This window comes from Streptomyces sp. NBC_00554 (genome assembly GCF_041431135.1).
GTDB lineage: Bacteria > Actinomycetota > Actinomycetes > Streptomycetales > Streptomycetaceae > Streptomyces.
In genome coordinates this window covers 4,813,150-4,830,778 of the sequence record NZ_CP107799.1, presented here as the reverse complement: position 1 = coordinate 4,830,778, position 17,629 = coordinate 4,813,150, and the positions used below count along the sequence as shown (strand labels likewise).

The following is a 17,629-nucleotide window of genomic DNA, read 5'->3' as shown; positions in this document are numbered from 1 at the left end:
GAACCGCCGATGCCCCGCGTGCTCCTCATCGAGGACGACCCTTCCGTACGCGAGGGGGTCGAACTCGGTCTGCGCCGCCGCGGCCACGAGGTACGGGCGGCCGCGACCGGCGAGGCCGGCCTCGCCGCGATGGCCGAATTCCGGCCCGATCTGCTGCTGCTGGACCTGATGCTGCCCGGCATGAACGGCGTACAGGTCTGCCGGCAGGTCCGCGACCACAGCCAGCTGCCGATCATCATGCTCACCGCGCGCGGCGACGACTTCGACGTGGTCATCGGCCTGGAGGCCGGTGCCGACGACTACATCGTCAAGCCCGCCCGTCCCGAGGTGATCGAGGCCCGGATCCGCGCCGTACTGCGCCGCATCGACGACAGCGGTTCGGGCCGCCCGGCCATCGAGGTCTACGGCGAACTCACCGTCGACCGGGTCGGACTGACCGTCAGCAAAGCCGGCCGGCCGCTCGCGCTCGCCCCCTCCGAGCTCAAGCTCCTGCTGCACCTGTCCGGCGCCCCCGAGCAGGTGTTCAGCAGGCAGCAACTCCTTGAGCACGTCTGGGAGCACACCTTCCACGCCGACGCCCGACTGGTCGACGCGTGCGTCGCCCGGCTGCGCGGCAAGATCGAGGACGAGGTCGGCAGCCCCCGCTACGTCCAGACACTGCGGGGCTTCGGCTACCGCTTCGGGCCCCTGTGAGCAGCGGTGAGCGGTCGCGGGTCAGGGCGTTCGGGCTGCGTACGCGGCTGATGCTCGCCTTCCTGCTGGTCGCCGCCGTCAGCGCCGGCACGACGGCCGCGCTGACCTACCGCGAGGCCCGCAACGCGGTGCTCCAGACCGCCCAGGACACGGCGGTCAACTCGTTCCGTGAACACGTCGAGACGACGGCCTTCGCGCTGCCCGTGCTGGGAGGGGACGACCTGGATGAACTCCTGCGAGACATCGCCCGCAAGGGCAAGCCCCACCCCTGGGTGGTGTTCGCCGAGTACGGGTCGGTCCGCGCCTCCTCGGGCGAGAACCCCGTCTCCACCGTCATCACACCCGAACTGCGCCGCGCCGCACGGTCCCCCCACGGCAGCTTCGAGCGGGTCGTCAAGGACGGCGTCCCCTACCTGACCATCGCCATGCCCATGGTCTTCAAGGCGAGCCCGGACAGCGAGCTGCCCAGCGGACTGGTCCTGTACGCCGTCATGCGGATGACCGACGAGCAGGTCAACGTCGACGCCCTCCTCATGGCAGGCCGGGACGGCGCCCTGCCAGGCCTCGCCGTCTCGCTGATACCCGGCCTGATCGCCGCGCGCAGCGTGCTGCGCCCGGTGCGCAAACTGCGCGAGGCTGCCCTGCACATGGGCAGCGGCCGACTCGACACCCGGATTCCGGTGCGCGGCAGCGACGAACTGGCCGACCTGGCACGGACCTTCAACAAGTCGGCGGGCCAACTGGAGCATTCTGTACGCGAGTTGCGCGAGGCCGAGGAACGCGCCCGCCGCTTCGCCTCCGACGTCTCGCACGAACTGCGCACCCCCCTCGCCGGAATGCTCGCCGTCACAGAGGTCCTCGACGAGGACGCGGACGGCCTGGACGCCGACACCGCCCGGGCGGTCCGGCTGGTCAGCGCGGAGACCGGAAAGCTCGCCGTGCTCGTCGAGGACCTGATGGAGATCTCCCGCTTCGACGCCCGCGCGGCCGAACTGAACGCCGACGAGGTCGACGTCGCCGAGGCCATCCGCAAGACCCTCAACCACAGGCACTGGACCGACGACCGGATCCGCACCGAACTCCCCGACGGCATCCGGGCCCGCCTCGACCCGCGCCGCTTCGACGTCGTGATCGCCAACCTCGTCGGCAACGCCCTGCGGCACGGCGGCGCGCCCGTCACCGTACGACTGCGCACCGAGCCACGCTCCCCGGGCCCGCACGTGCTGATCGCCGACGTCGTGGACAGCGGACCCGGCATCCGCCCCGAAGCGCTCCCGCACATCTTCGACCGCTTCTACAAGGCCGACGCGGCCCGCACCCGCTCGGCCGGCAGCGGCCTGGGACTTGCGATCACCCTGGAGAACGTGAAACTGCACGGCGGAACGATCTATGCGGGGAACCGCCCCGGGGGCGGTGCCGTCTTCGCCGTCGAGATACCGCTACACGTGGAGGGGGAGGGGGCCGGCGGATGAGGCGACGTGTGTCGGCTGTCGCTCTCGCCGTCGCGGCCGCCGTACCGCTAGTAGCGCTGCTCGGTGGCTGCGGTATCCAGGAGACCGACGTCATCGAGGCGGGCGGTCCCGCCAGCTTCCAGGCCTTCTTCGACCGCGAGTACGAGATGCTGCTCTTCTTCCGCTCCCCCGACGGAGGGCTGAGCCCCGTGATCCGGAGCACCGGGTCCCCGGCCGGGTCCAGCGCCGAATTCTTCGGATACGAGCTGCCGGGCTCCGAAGAAACGCCGGAACCGGTGACGCCCGACCAGGTCGTCCTGGCGTTGCTCGACGGTCCGAGCGAGGAGGACCGGGCCGCGGGCCTGGGCACCGCCCTTCCCGCCGCCCGCCCCGGCGGGACCGTCGAGGTCGAGCCCGCCCCGGGCGGCAGGGTCACGACCCGCCTGCCCTTCCCCCTGAAGGGCCTGAACAGCACGGCTCTACGTCAGCTGACCTGCACGATCGCCTACAGCCAGGACCCCGACGGCCAGGTCGTTGTGGAACTGACGGGACAGGACGGGACATCGAGGTCCGGCACCTGCGGACTCGCGCCCGGCAGCACGGGGACCACGCCGTCCGGGACGACCGGCTGAGAACAGGCGACTCCGCGATCTCCTTCCCCGGTACTCCTGATGGGCCTGGGCCTGCTGTTACTCTCATGCCCGCTGTGCGTGGGGGGCAGCTCGGGGGCTGGACATTTTCACAGCACCGTCAACGCGCGCCTGATCGGCCGCCGCCGTCCCGTCACGCCTTTCTCTGTTTGAGAGGTCCAGGAGACGTTGATGGTCCGTCGTACCACCGCCCGTACGACCGCCCGGGGCGTCGTCGCCGCGCTGGCAGTCCTCGCCGTGACCGTCGGTCCCGGCCCGTTCGCCGTCACGGCCGATGCGGACGAAGGCGTCGGGGGCACCGCCCTCGCGACGGAGAAGGTCTTCCAGGCGGACCGCTACATACCGCGGAAGGACCAGATCCACACCGCAGGACCCAGTGGCTATCTGCATGTCCAGGAGGGGCGTTCCGGCTATCTGTGGACGTCGTACGACACCGGTGCGACGACCGAGCTGGGCGACTTGCCCCGGGCCGAACTCCCCGCGTACCTGGGGTCGTCGTCCGACGTCGTGGCCGATGTCGTCTCGCCGACCCAGAAAGTCGTCCTGCGGGACCTGTCCGCCGGTACCACCACGGACGTAGCCCTCACCCACGGCTCGTACACGGCCACCTTCGGCAGCCACGTGCTGACCCAGGCCCGGGATACCGCCGGCAACCGCGTCCTGTGGCTGTACGGCGACGGCGCGCCCGCCGACGGCACCCTCGTCGACGGATGGCCGACCGGAATCACCACCAACTTCAGCGTGGTGGGCGGCGACAGCACCACCGCCGTCATCGGGTACGCGTTGGCGAGCGGGGAACGGCACCTGGTGCTCGTGGACCTGGCCACCGCGAGCGTCACCGGCGACGTCGCCGTGTCCGCCGCTCCGACCTCCGTCGCGCTGAGCGCGGACCGGCTGGTCTGGTACCGGTACAACAACCCGGTGGCCCACGTCCTGGACCGCGCCGACCTCTCCGCCGCCGAGACGACGGTGACGCTGCCGGGGACGGAGGGGCCCCCGTCCTTGGGCATCGCCGGACGCTGGCTGGTGGTGGCCCGCACCGTACCGTCGAGCCCGAGCAAGCCGGCCGACAGAGCCGGCGTGCCGCTGATGGCCGTCGCCCTCACGGGCGGGGACCCGCTCACCCTGCTTCCGCACGCGAACAGTTCCCTCGGCACGGCACCGGACGGCAGTCTGCTGGCCGTCGGCGGTGCCGACTCCGGGCACTGGGCGGTACGCCGGGTCACCGACACCGGGGCGGCCACCCCGACCCTGACGGAACTGACCGCCGTACCACCGGCGGCCGCGACTATCAGCCAACTGTCGCTGCAGAACGGCACCCTGGCCACCGACGAGCCCAACAGCAGCTTCCTGGGCGCCTACTACATCCGGCGGATCGCCGCCGACGGAACGCCGAGTGCGCCGGCCTGGCAGGCCTGGGACGGCCGCGGGGCGGGTCCCTATGCCACCGGCGACGGACGGGCGGTGACGTTCACCGCCGAGCCCGACCCCACCGTCGACTCGTACGTCGATTCCCTCGACCACGGGCAGGGCTTCTCAGTGCCCTCGGCCGCCGGGACCGTCCTCGACGTCACCGGCCACTACGCGATCGTCAACGGCACGTCCCCCACCAAGCAGTACGTCGGTGACTTCGGCCGTGCCTACACCTCGCCGATCGTCACCCGCTCCGTCACGGCCGCCTCCGTCTGGGGGACCGGCCTGTGGACGCCGGGTTCCGGCACCGGTGTCGTCACCGCCAAGGACCTGAAGACCGGCAAGACCACCGACACCGTCTCCACCGGCGCCCCGTGCGTTCCCAAGGAGCTCCAGGTGGTGGGCCGTTGGATCTACTGGTCCTGCGGCACGGCCGCGACCGCGGGCGTCTGGGACCGTACGGCGAAGAAGAACATCCCCGTCCCGTCCGGCGAGGCCCTGCTCGGCGACGGTTACCTCCTCCGGCACGACACCGCGGCCGGAGCCCTCCTCCTCACCGCCTTCGCCGACGGCACCGCGGCCACCCGCAGGATCGGCGACCTGGCGGCGGGCACCTCCAGCCTGCGCGGGGTGACCTGGACCGTGGACAAGTTCGGCGGGCCCGCGGCCTACGTCGATGCGGACAAGCGGATCCACCTGGTGCCCAGCGAGGTGGCCACCCAGCGGCTCGCGGTCATCGAGTCGGAGGTGAGGGACAACGCGTGGGGGAGCGACTCGGCCGACAGCCCGTGGTGGCAGTGGCGCGGACAGCTCTCCAAGCCCGCCGCCTCCTGGACGGCCACACTGACCAGCAAGGTCACCGGCTCCGTGGTCCGTACGCTCTCCGGCGGAGAGGCGAGCGGCAGCGTGCCGGCGAACTGGGACATGCGCGACACCAAAGGCGCGCTCGTCCCCAACGGCACGTACACCTTCAAGCTGACGGCCCCGCCCGCCGACGGTTCAGGACCGTCGCTGACGGTGACGCAGACGCTGAAGGTGTCCAACGGAGCCGCCGTACGCCGCGACTTCACCAACAACGGCACCTGGGCGCCCGACGGAACCGGCGACGTCCTCACCCTCAACTCGTCCGGCGTCATCAGCTACCGCCCGGGCAACGGGACGGGAGCCTTCGGCGGGGCCATGCCGGCCTCGGGCTGGCCCTCCACCGTGACGCTCGTCCCCTTCGGCGACCTCAACGGCGACCGCCGCAACGACGTCCTCGTCCGGTTCAGCAGCGGTGAGTTGCGGGTGTACCGGACCATGCACGGGCAGGCCTTCCTCACGAACACCCCGCACACCTCGCTCGGCAAGGGCTGGAACCAGTACAACGTGCTGACCTCGCCCGGGGACGTCAGCGGCGACGGCCGCCCCGACCTCATCGCCCGCAACTCCTCCACCGGAGCGGTCTACCTCTACAAGGGGACGAGTTCCGGAAAGCTCTCGGCACGCGTGAAGCTCTACGACAACTGGAAGACGTACAAGAAGATCGTGGGCGTCGGCGACCTCAACGGCGACGGCGTCGGGGATCTGCTGGCCCAGGACAAGGCGAACAACCTGTACCGGTACTACGGCAAGGGCAACGGGACGTTCGCACCACGCGTGAAGCTGTTCTCGGCCTGGGGAGGTTCCTACAACGCCATCGTCGGCGTCGGTGACATCACCGGCGACGGCAAGGCGGACATCATCTCCCGCGACACCTCCGGCAACGTGTGGCGCAACAGCGGTAACGGGAAGGGGTCGTTCGGGCCCCGCGCGAAGATCGCCTCGGGATGGCAGGCGTACAAGGGCGTGTTCTGACGGCTGGCGGGCGCCGGTGTGGCGGGCCTCGGCAGAGCCGGGGCTCAGCGCACCGGGAAGCCGAAGGAGTAGCCCTGCTCCTTGAGTTCGGGGAGGATCCGGCGCAGGGCCTCGACGGTCTGGGAGCGGTCGCCTCCCGCGTCGTGGAAGAGGAGCGTCGGCCCGTTGGGCAGCTCCCGCTCGACGGTGGCGACGATGGCGTCCGTGCCCGGCCGCTCGAAGTCCTTGGTGTCCACGTTCCAGCCCAGCGGGCGCATGCCGTGGGAGGCGGCGAGGTTGCGGCTGTACGGGGTGAAGGCACCGCCGGGCGCCCGGTAGTACATCGGCCGTACGCCCCCGGACGCCTCGGTGATCATGCGTTCGGCGTCGAGGATCTGCTGCGACTGGTAGGCCTGGGACTGCTTGTCCATGGTGGTGTCGTGCGACACCGAGTGGTCGCACAGCCGGTGCCCGGCCGCGACCACCTTCTTCACGAGGTCCGGGTGGGCCTGCGCCTGCGTCCCCACCATGCAGAACGTGGCCTTCACCCCGTACTCCCGGAGCACGTCGAGCACTTGAGGGGTCCACGCGGGGTCGGGGCCGTCGTCGATGGTGATGTTGACGCCGCGCGCGCCCTTGTCCGAGGCGTGCGCGATGGTCACCGCGACCTTCTTGACGTCACTGACCGGCGTGGCCGACGCGTTCACCTTCGGGGACGAGCCGCCCACGGCACCGGCCTGCGCGGTCCACACCGAGGCACCGCAGGCGAGCAACGTCACCCCGAGCGCCGTGCCGAGCACCTTGCCGTACCAGCCGCGCCCGCCATTGTGCCGCGCCATGTCCGCCCCGCCTTCACGCAGTTCTCGCCGATGTCATGGTCAACTCGCGACCAACTGGCAGGACGAGGATCAGCGGTCAATGGATGCGTCCGTTACCGATCAAGGACAATCCCGGAGTGGTTCCCGGACAACCGGGCGAGCAGCGGGAGGACTCCTACGGCGTCGGCCACGCGGTTGTGTTGGTCCGACCGGCGCGGTGTTGAAAGGAACCGGCCGCTGCCGGACAGGACGGGTTGTGGAATCCATGACGGAAGAGGAGACGCGCCGGAAGCGGCAGGCGCGTTTCGAGAGACTGGCGCAGGTGGTGGTGGAACCGCTGCATCGGTACCTGCTGCGACGGGCGGGCGCAGACCTGGCCGAGGACGTCTTGTCGGAGACGATGCTGGTGCTGTGGCGTCGTATCGACGATGTCCCCGGGCCGGGAACAGGTTCCGCGCCCGATCCCGTGACCGAACCCGATCCCGATCCCAGTCCCGACGAAGTGCTGCCGTGGTGCTACGGGGTGGCGCGGGGGTGCCTGGCGAATGCCCGCCGTGCCGACGGGCGCAGGCTGCGTCTGGTGGAGCGGCTGATACGGACACAGCAGCGGCCTCCGACAGGGGCTGCCGATCACAGCGATCACAGCGACCTGCATGCCGCGCTCGGTGCCCTCGGGGCGCTGGACCGCGAGGTGGTGCAGCTGTGGGCGTGGGAGGAACTGGCGCCGCGTCAGATCGCGGAAGTCACCGGGCTGACCTCCAACGCGGTCAGCATCCGGCTCCACCGAGCGAAGAGGAAACTCGCCGCACAACTGGGGCGAAAGGATGCCGAACGGTCCGGACACAAGAGGGATGAAGGAAGGAGCAGTCAGTGAACGACGACGAACTGCTGGCCCGGCTGAGGTCTGCGGATCCGGCACTGACCTCAAGTGCTCCGCTGCCCGACACCAACCGTCTTGTGGAGGCCACCTTGAACACCGACACCGACACCGATACCGCACTCCAGCTTGCGGAGATCACCGCCGGCACCGCGACCCGCCCTGCGAAGGCCGCAGGACGGGGACGACGCAATCTCTTCGGACTCGCGGCGGCCGCAGGTCTGCTCATGCTCGGAGGCGGCATCGCCGGGGGAATCGTGGCGGACAACGACAACGGTCACTCGATCTCGGCCGGCCCTCTGGCCCTGACCGCCGAGAGCGGCTCCGCCAACCAGAAGTGCATGGAGCCCGTCCCCGACCAACTGCGCAGGTACCCGACCCTCTTCGAGGGAACGGTCACTTCCATCAAGGGCTCCATGGTCACCTTCCGTGTCGACCACTGGCTGCAGGGCGGTGACGCGGACACGGTCGTACTCGACAGCAACACGGACCAGCCGGAGACGCTGACGTTCACGGACGGTGAGCACTACATCGTGGCCGCCGAGAACGGCGTCGTCCCGTCGTGCGGCGCGAACTGGGCCTCGGCCGAAACCATCGCCAAGTTCCGCCAGGCATACGGAAACTGACCGCAAGGACCGCGCCCAAGCCCACCAGCAACTGCGGTGGACTTGGGCGCGCCGTCGGTTCGCACGCGTGGAGAGCCCCTCCGGGTGGTCGGCGGGCTGCCCCGCAGCGGCCGGGACCGCGGGTGGTACTGCTGTTCCTACCCTCGAGGCTGGCGGCTGCCGTGTTCCTTGGAGGATGATCGGGCACGCGAAGGATCCGGCGAGTCCGCTGACCGCGGCCGTCGGACCTTCATGACGTGAGATGGCGGCGCCGCCCTGCTTGTGACCGGGCCCCGTAGCGCCGCAGACCCCGAACCGGAGACAGTCAGAAGCCCTTGTCCAACCGAATCCGGGGCCTGACCGATCCAACACAGACCCCTCCAATGGCGGCCCAGCTCCTCATGGAACCGATCAACAGTCCTGGAGTCGCCCTGCGCGCGGCACTTGGGCCCGGCGCGCCTTGGACAGGGGCCGCTTCCCAGTATGATCGCCCCCTTCGACTGACAGGGCAATCCCCAACAAGCCCTGAGCGAGGGGCTGTTGGGCGTGTGTCCGGCCGGAGTAGCCCCGTGGCGCCATCGGCCGGTTCGGTCCCTGAAGCAGCTGAAAGGAACCCACGGTGTCCGACGAAGGACGGCTGATCGCCGGCCGATACCGCATCCTCGACCGGATCGGCCGAGGCGGCATGGCCACCGTGTGGCGCGCCCACGACGATCTCCTCGGCCGCGAGGTCGCCGTCAAGAAGCTCCATCCCCAGCCGCACCTCGACGGCGACGAACTCGACACCCTCTTCGAGCGCACCCGCCGCGAGGCCCGCAGCGCCGCCCGGATCAGCCACCCCAATGTCGTTGTCGTCCACGATGTGGTGGACGACGAGGGCCTGCCCATCATCGTCATGGAGTACGTGCCGTCCACCACCCTCGCCGACCTGATCAAGGCGCACGGCCCGGTCCCGCCCGAAGAGGCCGCCAGGATCGGCCGTGGCGTGATCGCCGCGTTAGGGGCGGCGCACCGGGCCGGGATCCTGCACCGGGACGTGAAGCCGGCGAACGTACTGCTCGCCGCGGACGGCCGGGTGGTCCTCACCGACTTCGGCATTGCCCAGGCCGCCGAGACCTCGGCTCTCACCCGCACCGGCCAGCTGGTGGGGTCGGTCGACTTCATGGCCCCCGAGCGTCTCGTCGGCGCCAAACCGGGCCCGGAGGCCGACCTGTGGGCGCTGGGCGCCACGCTGTTCCAGGCGGTGGACGGACGCTCACCGTTCCTCCGGGACACGGTGACGGAGACGATGTTCGCCATCGCCATGGAGCCGGCCCCCGAGGTCCGGGGCGCCGGGCCGCTCGCCCCGCTGATCCAGGGCCTGCTCATCGCCAAACCGGCTGAGCGACTGTCGGCCGAGGACGCCGAGCGCCTCTTGCGGGCAGAGGCGAGCGCCGACCCGCGCCGAATACGCCGAGTGGGCCACTCCACGGCTCCGCCCGCCGCCGCCCGTACGGGGGTCGCCGACGCTGCGGCTGCGGCTGCGGCGCCGAAGCCGGAATCGAGTGCGAGGCCGGAATCAAGTGCGAAGCCGGAACCGGACTCGAAGCCGGAACCGAGTCCGAAGCCGGAACCGGAACCGGACTCGAAGCCGAAACCGAACCCGGGGCACAGAACACGCGAGGCATCCGCCGCCGACCCGGCAGCCGAACGCCCGCAGCCTGACACGACCGACCCGGAGGCGCGGCGGCCCTCTGGCCGAACGGACCGAACGGGCCTTACGGGCCGTACGGGCCGTAAGAAGAAACTGGTCCTGCTCGCAGCAGTGGTCGCCACGGCGGCACTGAGCACGATCGCCGCCCTGCTGGTCGACACGACGACGGAGAAGAACACCAGCGGCGCCAAAGTGTCGGCCGGCGCTCTCCCGGCCGGCGGCCCCACGACCTCGAGGTCCGCGGACAAGCCGACGGCCTCTTCCGCCTCCTCCTCCTCACCGTCGAGCTCTACGAGTTCCAGCGTCAAGTCGCCGACGGCGCACACCCCCTCGCAGGAGTCGACGCCCAAGGCCGGACAAGGGAATCCCGACACGCAACCCGGAGACGAGAACCCGGCCACGAACAGCGGATCCGACTCATCGGACGCCCCGGCCGGCCAAACCCTGGTGGTCCCCGCCACGGAGAAGTGCCTGAGCCGCGGCGCCGGGACCGAGGGGATACAGCTGGTCCAGGCCACGTGCGACGGCTCCGCGGCGCAGCGGTGGCTCATCGGATCGGATGGGACCTTCCGGTCGGCGGGGAAGTGCATGACCGTGGCCGGAGGGTCGAGCGATGACCGGACCGAGATCCAACTGACCGGGTGCAGCGGCGGCGCCAGTCAGCAATTCCACTTCTCCGGAACGGAACTGCTGGGTGATCAGTCCCAGAAATGCGTCACCATTTTCGGGGGCACGAGCGGAACGGTCGTGGTCCTCTGGGAATGCAACAACTGGGACAACCAGACCTGGACGATCCGATGACCCACGTCACCCCGTAGGTCTGGCCTCAAGTCCCTTATGTTGTCCGGGAGTTCGCAGCGATACTCGAAGAGGCCGCGCGCCGTGACCCAACCCGGCGTGAGTGTGTAACGAATCCGCTGGGCGGCAACAGAAGCTTCGTGTCGTCCGCGGCACCTGGACGACGATGACCCGCATGGCAGCGATGAACCACTTCGGCATGACCCTGCGCGGCTGGCGTGAGCGCATGTCACCGCAGGACAGCGGGCTGGAGGCCGACGGGGAGCGGCGCATTTCTGGACTGCGCCGCGTAGAACTGGCCCGTCTGGCAGGCATATCGGTCGACTACGTGGTGCGGCTGGAACAGGGCCGCGCCGGCAACCCCTCGGCCCAAGTGGTCACCGCCCTGGCCAGAGCACTGCGTCTCGACCCGTCCGAACGCGACCATCTGTTCCGCTGCGCCCACCTCGCGCCGCCCTCCGCCGGGAACGTCTCCAGACACATGCCCGTGAGTGTGCAGCGACTTGTACACCAGCTGGGAGACATTCCCGCCGCGGTCTTCGCCGCCGACTGGACCATCATCGGCTGGAACAAGATGTGGACGGCCGTGGTAGGCGATCCCCGCGCGTACGGCTGGGCCGAACGCAACCTCGTCGCCGCGATGTTCCAGTCGAGCGACAGCCGAGGCCGGGACCCGGTCGCGGCATGGCCCGTCTGGTCATGGAAGGGCACCGAAGCGCAGGAGGAGGACCTCGTCGCCGACCTGCGTGTGACGGCGGCCGCCCACCCCCATGACGCACGCCTTGCCTCACTCGTCGAGGGCCTGCTTCGAAGCGACCCGCGCTTCGCCCGTCTCTGGTCCAACGGCACCGCCGGCCCCTATGTCGGCGACCGCAAGACCATCGAGCATCCACTGGTGGGTGACATCGCCCTCGACGTCGACGCCCTGATGCCTGCCGGCACCGACCTCAGGATCATCACGTACACGGCCGCGCCCGAGACCACCGACGCAGAGAAGATGGATGCCCTGCGTGCGGCCTGTCATCTGCCGTTCCGCGAATGACAGAGGGACTGTGGCACGTGACGTCACTCAGCCGGCGGCGGGGGTGATCGCGACCCTGACCGTGGCCGGCCGGGGTACCGACGACGTCACGGTGCGGGCGAGATCAAGGACTTTCGCGATCCGGCGATCGCGCGATTCCGCCGGCCGGGCGAGCAGGAGGGCCACCGGGTACTCCTGGGCGATGTCGCTGCTCTCGAGGTCGCGGAGGTCCTCGGTCGCGCACAGCAGAGCGATGTCGGCCTGCCTGGTGGATCAGGTCGCAGGGAACCAACGCCGCAGATCGGCGTCGAAAGCCCCGCGTCCGCGGCACGATCCGCCGGTCAGGCCCTACGTGCCGTCGGCTCACCCGCCGTCGCGCGGAGGTGCTCGATGCCGGTGTCGAGTGCCGCCCTGAGGTGGGTCGAGTCGCCCGTGGACATCATGATGGCCACGCCTCCCTGGACACCCGCCAGCAGCGCGGCGGCCGTCCGGTCCACATCAAGGACCGGCGACACCAGCCCGTTCGCCTGAAGGGCGCGCATACCGCGGGCGAGTTGCTCCTGCCATTGGCGCATCAGCTCCGCCACGATCGCCCTGGCACCCGGGCGGGACCGTCCCACCTGCAGGAACAGTGACCCCAACGGGCACTGGTCGCCCTGGAGTTCATAACGCTCCACCACAACATCCCGCCACCGCTGCCAGGACTCCCACGAGTCCAGCCGCCCCAGATGCGGCTGCTGGTCCGTAAGGACGCGGTCCGCCTCGAACTGGGCCACCGCCAGCAGCAGTTCGTCCTTGCCGTCGGGGAAGTAGTGGAAGAGCTGGCTCTTGCTCGTGCCGGTGCGGCCGCGGATGTCATCGAGCGTCGTGAAGGCGACGCCCTGCTCGCGCAGCACCTCGGCCGCCCCTTCGACGATGCGGGCTCGTGTGGCGCGGCCCTTGGTGGTGGGTGCGTCGGGCATACGGCCTCCCTGAGCCAGTTTGTGGACTTGCTGGTCCATTTTATACGAAGCACAGTTGCGGCATGACTGAACTACTACGACTGCGGAACAAGACGGCGCTGGTCACGGGATCGACCAGCAACATCGGGCAGGCGATCGCCGAAGCGTTCGCCGCCGAGGGCGCCCACGTGATCGTGTCCGGGCGCAACCGGGAACGAGGGGCACAGGTCGTCGAAGGGATCCGTGCGTCCGGCGGCCGGGCCGACTTCCTGGAGGCGACCCTCGACGGCAGCGCGGAGGCTTCCCAGGACCTGGCCGATCGGGCCCGTGAGACCTTGGGCGGACGGATCGACATCCTGGTGAACAACGCCGGCATCTACCCGGCCCCCGGCACCCTCGCCACCGACGAGAAGACGTTCGACGAGGTCTACGGCGTGAACGTGAAGGCGCCGTTCTTCCTCACCGCCGCCGTGGTCCCCGGCATGACGGAGTCCGGCGGCGGGGTGATCATCAACCTCGGCTCGTGGATCGCACGCCTGGGCGTTCCCCTTGGCGCGCTCTACAGCTCCACCAAGGGAGCCATTGAGACGCTCACGCGGGCGTGGGCCGCGGAGTTCGGCCCGATGGGCGTGCGCGTGAACGCCGTCTCGCCCGGCGTGGTCCTGCCCCCGGCCCCGGAAGGCAGCGAGCCCCATCCGGGCGAGATCATGATGAAGGGCACCCCGGCCGGTGCCGTCGGCACACCGGACGCCATCGCGCATGCCGTGGTCTGGCTGGCCAGCGACGAAGCGGCCTTCGTGCACGGAACCGTGGTGGATGTCGACGGGGGCAGGACAGGGGTCGCCGTCATCGCCGCGTAGCCCGCGGATCCGGAGCCTGAATCTCACCTGAGGCGCGATCCAGATTCTTCGGGGGTCGGCGCTCTGCGGATGTCGAAAACGTGCCACCGTCTCCGTCCCAGGGACATCAGCGGCCACCACCGGCCGCACGAGGAAGAAGGAGAAACCGGCATGGCGATTCAGCGGATGGACAACGTCGGCATCGTCGTCGAGGACTTGGATGCCGCCATCGCGTTCTTCGTGGAACTCGGCATGGAGCTGGAGGGCAGGGCGGAGATCAAGGGCCTCGTCGCCGACCAGTGCACCGGCCTCGACGGCGTCCGCTGCGACATCGCGATGGTCCGGACCCCGGACGGTCACAGCCGGCTCGAGCTGGCGAAGTACCGCAGCCCCGCGGCGATCAGCGCCGAGCCGCGCAACCGGCCACACAACATTCTGGGCACGCACCGCGTCATGTTCGCCGTCGACGACATCGAGGACACCGTTGCCCGCCTACGTCCTCACGGCGCCGAACTCGTCGGCGAGATGGCCCGGTTCGAGGACAGCTATCTGCTCTGCTACCTCCGCGGCCCGGACGGCATCATCGTCGGCCTGGCCGAGCAACTGAGCTGAGAAGGAGGAACCGAACACGGAGGAGACGTCACCGGTCGAGATCCTCGTACTCCGTCTTGGGTACGCCGATGTCCGAGAAGATGGCCCGCGCCTGTCGCCTCATCAGTTCGGCGGCGCCGTCGGGCTTCCGGTGGGCGCGGGCGAGTGCCATCAAGGTGCGGGCCTCGCCGAGTCGGTGGCCGGTCTCGCGGTGTACGGCGAGGGCCTCCTGGCCGAGCTCGACGGCTGTGCCGTGTGCTTCCTCGGCCTCCGCCGTCTCGCACAGGGCTGTCAGGGCCTGGCCCTCCACCACGCGGAACGAGTGGTCGCGGGCCAGGGTCAGCGCCTGTTCGGCGTGGGCGCGGGCCTCGTTGTACCGGCCCGTTTCCTTGTGGGTGAGGGAGAGGCACACCAGGCTGTCCGCCTCGGCTCGTCTGAATCGTGCCTCGCGAGCCAGGGCGAGGGCCTGCTCGCCGGCCTGAAGAGCCCGGTCCAGCTGCGACAGCCTTCGGCGGGCGGCGGCGATCGTGTTGAGGATGCTGGACTGAACCCAGTGTCGTTTCGTGTCCTGGACCAGGGCGAAGGCTCGCTCGGCCTGTTCCAGTCCTTCGCCGTGGCGGCCGAGTTCGACATTGATTTTCGCGATGGCGTTGAACATCATCGCGTGGCCGTTGCGGTAACCGGCCCTCTTGTCGGAGGCCACCTCCGGGCCGAGGAGGTCGAGTCCGTCGGTGAGACGGCCGAGTTCCCAGTACACCCCGCCCAGGATCTGCACGGCCGAGTAGGAGTCCCACCAGCTGACCTCTGCCGCGAGGCTGACGGCACGTTCGAGGTGGTCCGCGGCCTCGTGCAGCCTGCCCAGATCCCGGCAGGCCATCCCGAGGCCGATCATCCCGAATCCTTCGAAGTAGCGATGCCCGGTCTCGCGGAAGATGCGCAGGCCGGCGGTGAAATCGTCGTGCGCACTGTCGAGGCGCGCCATGCTCCAGCGCGCCATGCCTCTGAGGCCGAGACCCGACGCCTCGCCCGTCGCCCAACCGAGCTCCCGGCTGATGTCCAGTGCGCGTGTGGCGTGTTCCATCGTCTGTCGGACATGCCCCCGGTCCCACCGTGCCGCGGCGAGGCTGGAGTGCATCGCTGCCTGGCCGAACAGATCACTCTCGGCCTCGGCCGCGTCCAGCGCTGTCTGCGCGGTGGTCTGCCAGGTCTTCCGTGGCAGATGGATCCAGAAGTCGCTGAACAGTGCGGAGGTCAGGTGCCAGGCGACGGGGCGGGGGCCGTGGTGGGCGGCCTGGTTGATGACGGCGAGCAGATTCGCCCGTTCCGCATCCAGCCATGGTCGGGCGGCGGTGTCCGATGGCAGGCCCGGGTGCCTGCCGGGACGGAGGCTGCTGGGCAGCTCCGGAAAGAGCCCGGCCCCCGCGGTGGTTCGGGTGGCGTTCAGGTACCAGATCAGGAGCCGTTCGAGGGCGGCTTCGCGGTCCGAGGCTGTCTCCTCCACCAGCGCACACTCCTGTGCGTACTCGCGGAGGAGATCGTGGAACCGGTAACGCGCCGCCGTCACGGGTTCGATCAGGTGGGCCGAGACAAGCGCACCGATCAGACGCCGGGCCTGCGGCAGCGGCACGTCCAGGAGGGCTGCCGCGGCCTCGGTGGTGAACTCCGCTCCCGGAAACAGGCCGAGCAGGCGGAACAGCCGGCGTGCGCCGGGTGCCAGAACCCGGTACGACACCGAAAAGGCCGTACGCAAAGGAGAGTTGGCGTCACCGTCCGGCTCCAGTGCCTCCAGCCTGTTGCCCTCGCTCATCTCGGTGACGAGGTCGGCCGTCCGCAGGGCCGGATCGCCCGCGAGCCTGGCGGCGGCCACGCGCAGGGCCAGGGGGAGGCTGCCGCAGAGCCGGATCAGTTCGTCGACCGCGTGTCTGTCGTCGTCGACCCGCTCCGTGCCGAGGGTCCGGCTCAGCAGTGCGCGGGCCTCGTCCGGCTGGAGTAGATCCAGGGGCAGGGCGTGGGCGCCGTCGTGGGCGACGAGGTCGCCGAGCCGGTTCCGGCTGGTGACGAGGACGCAGCAGGTCGGGCTGCCGGGCAGCAGCGGTCGTACCTGATCGGCGGAGGCCGCGTTGTCCAGCAGGACGAGCAGGCGCCGGTCGCCCAGCAGGGTCCGGAACACGCGGCCCTGGGCCTCGGGGTGCGGGGGGATCTCCGACGCCGCGAGCCCCAGGCTGCGCAGCAGCAGTTCAAGAGCTTCGCCGGGTTCGAGGGGCTGCCGGTCGTGGTCGAAGCCGTGCAGGTTGACGTAGAGCTGGCCGTCCGGGAAGCGGTCGCGGACCTGGTGTGCCCAGTGCACGGCCAGCGCGGTCTTGCCGATGCCGGCGGCGCCGCCGATGGCGGAGATGACCACGGTGTTCGCCGTCCCCGGCGCCCGCGCGGGCTCCAGCAGCGAATGGAGGCGGTCGAGTTCGCCGCTGCGGCCGGCGAAACCCGGGGTGTCGTGCGGGAGTTCGGCGGGCACGACGCTCTCCCGCGGTGTGGGGAGCACCGACGAGGGCGGACGCAGGAGGAAGGTGTCGTCGTGGTGCAGTACCGCTTCGTGCACCCGGCGCAGTTCCTCACCGGGATCGGTTCCGAGATCGTCACGCAGTCGTATGCGCAGTTCCTCGTAGGTTTTGAGCGCTTCCGCCTGACGTCCGCGGCCGTACAGGGCCCGCATGCGCAAGGCCGTCAGCGACTCGTCGTCACGGTCGGACGCGGACAGCCCGCTCAGGTCGTCGAGGGCATCGCCGAACCGGCCCAGTAGGACCAGGCATTTGAGCCGCTCCAGCCGGAACGTCCGTCGGCGTTCCTCCAACCGCTGCCGCTCCTCCTGCGCGAATGGTCCCGGCAGCCCGGCCAGGGGCTCGCCCCGGAACAGCCCGATGGCTGCGGAGAGTTGGTCCGCGGCGGTGGCCAGGTCGCCCGACGCGACGGTGCGCAGCGCCTCGTCGCCCCGTTCGTCCAGATCCGCCGTATCGAGCCTGACTTCCTCAACGACGAAGCGGTACCAGCCCTTGCCGCTGCGGATCACCGACTCCGCGGGCGGGGTGCCTCCCGGATCGAGCACCCTGCGCAGCGAGTTGACGTGAGTGGGCAGCACCTTGTGGCCGCCTGCGGGAGGCTCCTCGCCCCACACCGCGTCGAGCAGCCGCTCATGACTCACTACGGCCCCTTGGCGCAGCAGCAGAGCGGCCAGCACGGCCTGCCGCTTGACCGGCCCCAGCTCCAGCGGCGTCCCGCTCCGCGATACCCGCAACGGTCCGAGCACTTCTAATCGCAGTAGCTGAGGAGATCCGTCGTCCACCCCGAAGCCTCCGGTCCCCTACGTCATCCACGTCATCGGAATTTCATCGGAATTGCAGCATCCCCAGCCAAGGTGATGGACACGACA

At 70.0% G+C, this 17,629-nt stretch carries 14 protein-coding genes; 10 read left to right on the top strand and 4 right to left on the bottom strand.

What is annotated here, in order from left to right:
* Positions 1-9: 9 nt before the first annotated feature.
* From OG266_RS21055 to OG266_RS21040, 4 genes are all read left to right on the top strand, one after another.
* Entirely contained in the window at positions 10-693 is a 684-nt protein-coding gene (locus OG266_RS21055) for a response regulator transcription factor (protein ID WP_266457784.1), read from the top strand.
* 50 nt (positions 694-743) lie between these two features.
* On the top strand, positions 744-2,165 hold the full coding sequence (locus OG266_RS21050) for an ATP-binding protein (protein ID WP_371552891.1): 1,422 nt from the start codon (positions 744-746) through the stop codon (positions 2,163-2,165).
* Positions 2,162-2,776 (top strand): hypothetical protein, encoded by a 615-nt coding sequence (locus tag OG266_RS21045; RefSeq protein WP_371547779.1) that lies wholly within the window; start codon positions 2,162-2,164, stop codon positions 2,774-2,776. Before OG266_RS21050 ends, OG266_RS21045 begins: the two co-directional genes overlap by 4 nt.
* Positions 2,777-2,965: 189 nt before the next feature.
* Positions 2,966-6,043, top strand: coding sequence for an FG-GAP-like repeat-containing protein (locus tag OG266_RS21040; protein ID WP_371547778.1), 3,078 nt, complete (start codon positions 2,966-2,968; stop codon positions 6,041-6,043).
* Between the two features lie 44 nt (positions 6,044-6,087).
* Here the strand turns inward: OG266_RS21040 and OG266_RS21035 are convergent, their stop codons facing one another.
* Positions 6,088-6,861, bottom strand: a complete 774-nt coding sequence (locus tag OG266_RS21035; RefSeq protein WP_371547777.1) for a polysaccharide deacetylase family protein — start codon at positions 6,859-6,861, stop codon at positions 6,088-6,090.
* Between the two features lie 244 nt (positions 6,862-7,105).
* Here OG266_RS21035 and OG266_RS21030 point away from each other — a divergent pair, with 244 nt between their 5' ends.
* From OG266_RS21030 to OG266_RS21015, 4 genes are all read left to right on the top strand, one after another.
* Positions 7,106-7,714 (top strand): RNA polymerase sigma factor, encoded by a 609-nt coding sequence (locus OG266_RS21030; protein ID WP_371552890.1) that lies wholly within the window; start codon positions 7,106-7,108, stop codon positions 7,712-7,714.
* Entirely contained in the window at positions 7,711-8,343 is a 633-nt protein-coding gene (locus OG266_RS21025) for a hypothetical protein (RefSeq protein WP_371547776.1), read from the top strand. The genes OG266_RS21030 and OG266_RS21025 overlap by 4 nt, the downstream gene beginning before the upstream one ends.
* A gap of 598 nt (positions 8,344-8,941) precedes the next feature.
* A complete protein-coding gene (locus OG266_RS21020; RefSeq protein ID WP_371547774.1) occupies positions 8,942-10,816 on the top strand; it encodes a protein kinase in 1,875 nt (624 codons plus the stop codon).
* Between the two features lie 172 nt (positions 10,817-10,988).
* Positions 10,989-11,855, top strand: coding sequence for a helix-turn-helix transcriptional regulator (locus tag OG266_RS21015; protein ID WP_371547773.1), 867 nt, complete (start codon positions 10,989-10,991; stop codon positions 11,853-11,855).
* Between the two features lie 27 nt (positions 11,856-11,882).
* On the opposite strand, the gene OG266_RS21010 is transcribed toward OG266_RS21015, so the two are convergent.
* Positions 11,883-12,020: a hypothetical protein gene (locus OG266_RS21010; protein ID WP_266457767.1), complete on the bottom strand. Its 138-nt coding sequence runs from the start codon at positions 12,018-12,020 to the stop codon at positions 11,883-11,885.
* A 155-nt stretch (positions 12,021-12,175) separates the two neighbouring features.
* A complete protein-coding gene (locus tag OG266_RS21005; RefSeq protein WP_371547771.1) occupies positions 12,176-12,796 on the bottom strand; it encodes a TetR/AcrR family transcriptional regulator in 621 nt (206 codons plus the stop codon).
* A gap of 62 nt (positions 12,797-12,858) precedes the next feature.
* On the opposite strand from OG266_RS21005, the gene OG266_RS21000 reads away from it, so the two are divergent.
* Both OG266_RS21000 and OG266_RS20995 read left to right on the top strand, forming a co-directional pair.
* Positions 12,859-13,635: an SDR family NAD(P)-dependent oxidoreductase gene (locus tag OG266_RS21000; protein ID WP_371547769.1), complete on the top strand. Its 777-nt coding sequence runs from the start codon at positions 12,859-12,861 to the stop codon at positions 13,633-13,635.
* A gap of 150 nt (positions 13,636-13,785) precedes the next feature.
* Entirely contained in the window at positions 13,786-14,226 is a 441-nt protein-coding gene (locus OG266_RS20995) for a VOC family protein (protein WP_371547768.1), read from the top strand.
* Between the two features lie 28 nt (positions 14,227-14,254).
* Here OG266_RS20995 and OG266_RS20990 read toward each other — a convergent pair whose 3' ends face one another.
* Positions 14,255-17,494 carry a BTAD domain-containing putative transcriptional regulator gene (locus tag OG266_RS20990; RefSeq protein WP_371547767.1) on the bottom strand — a complete coding sequence of 1,080 codons (3,240 nt, stop codon included), beginning with the start codon at positions 17,492-17,494 and terminating at the stop codon, positions 14,255-14,257.
* Positions 17,495-17,629 lie beyond the last annotated feature (135 nt).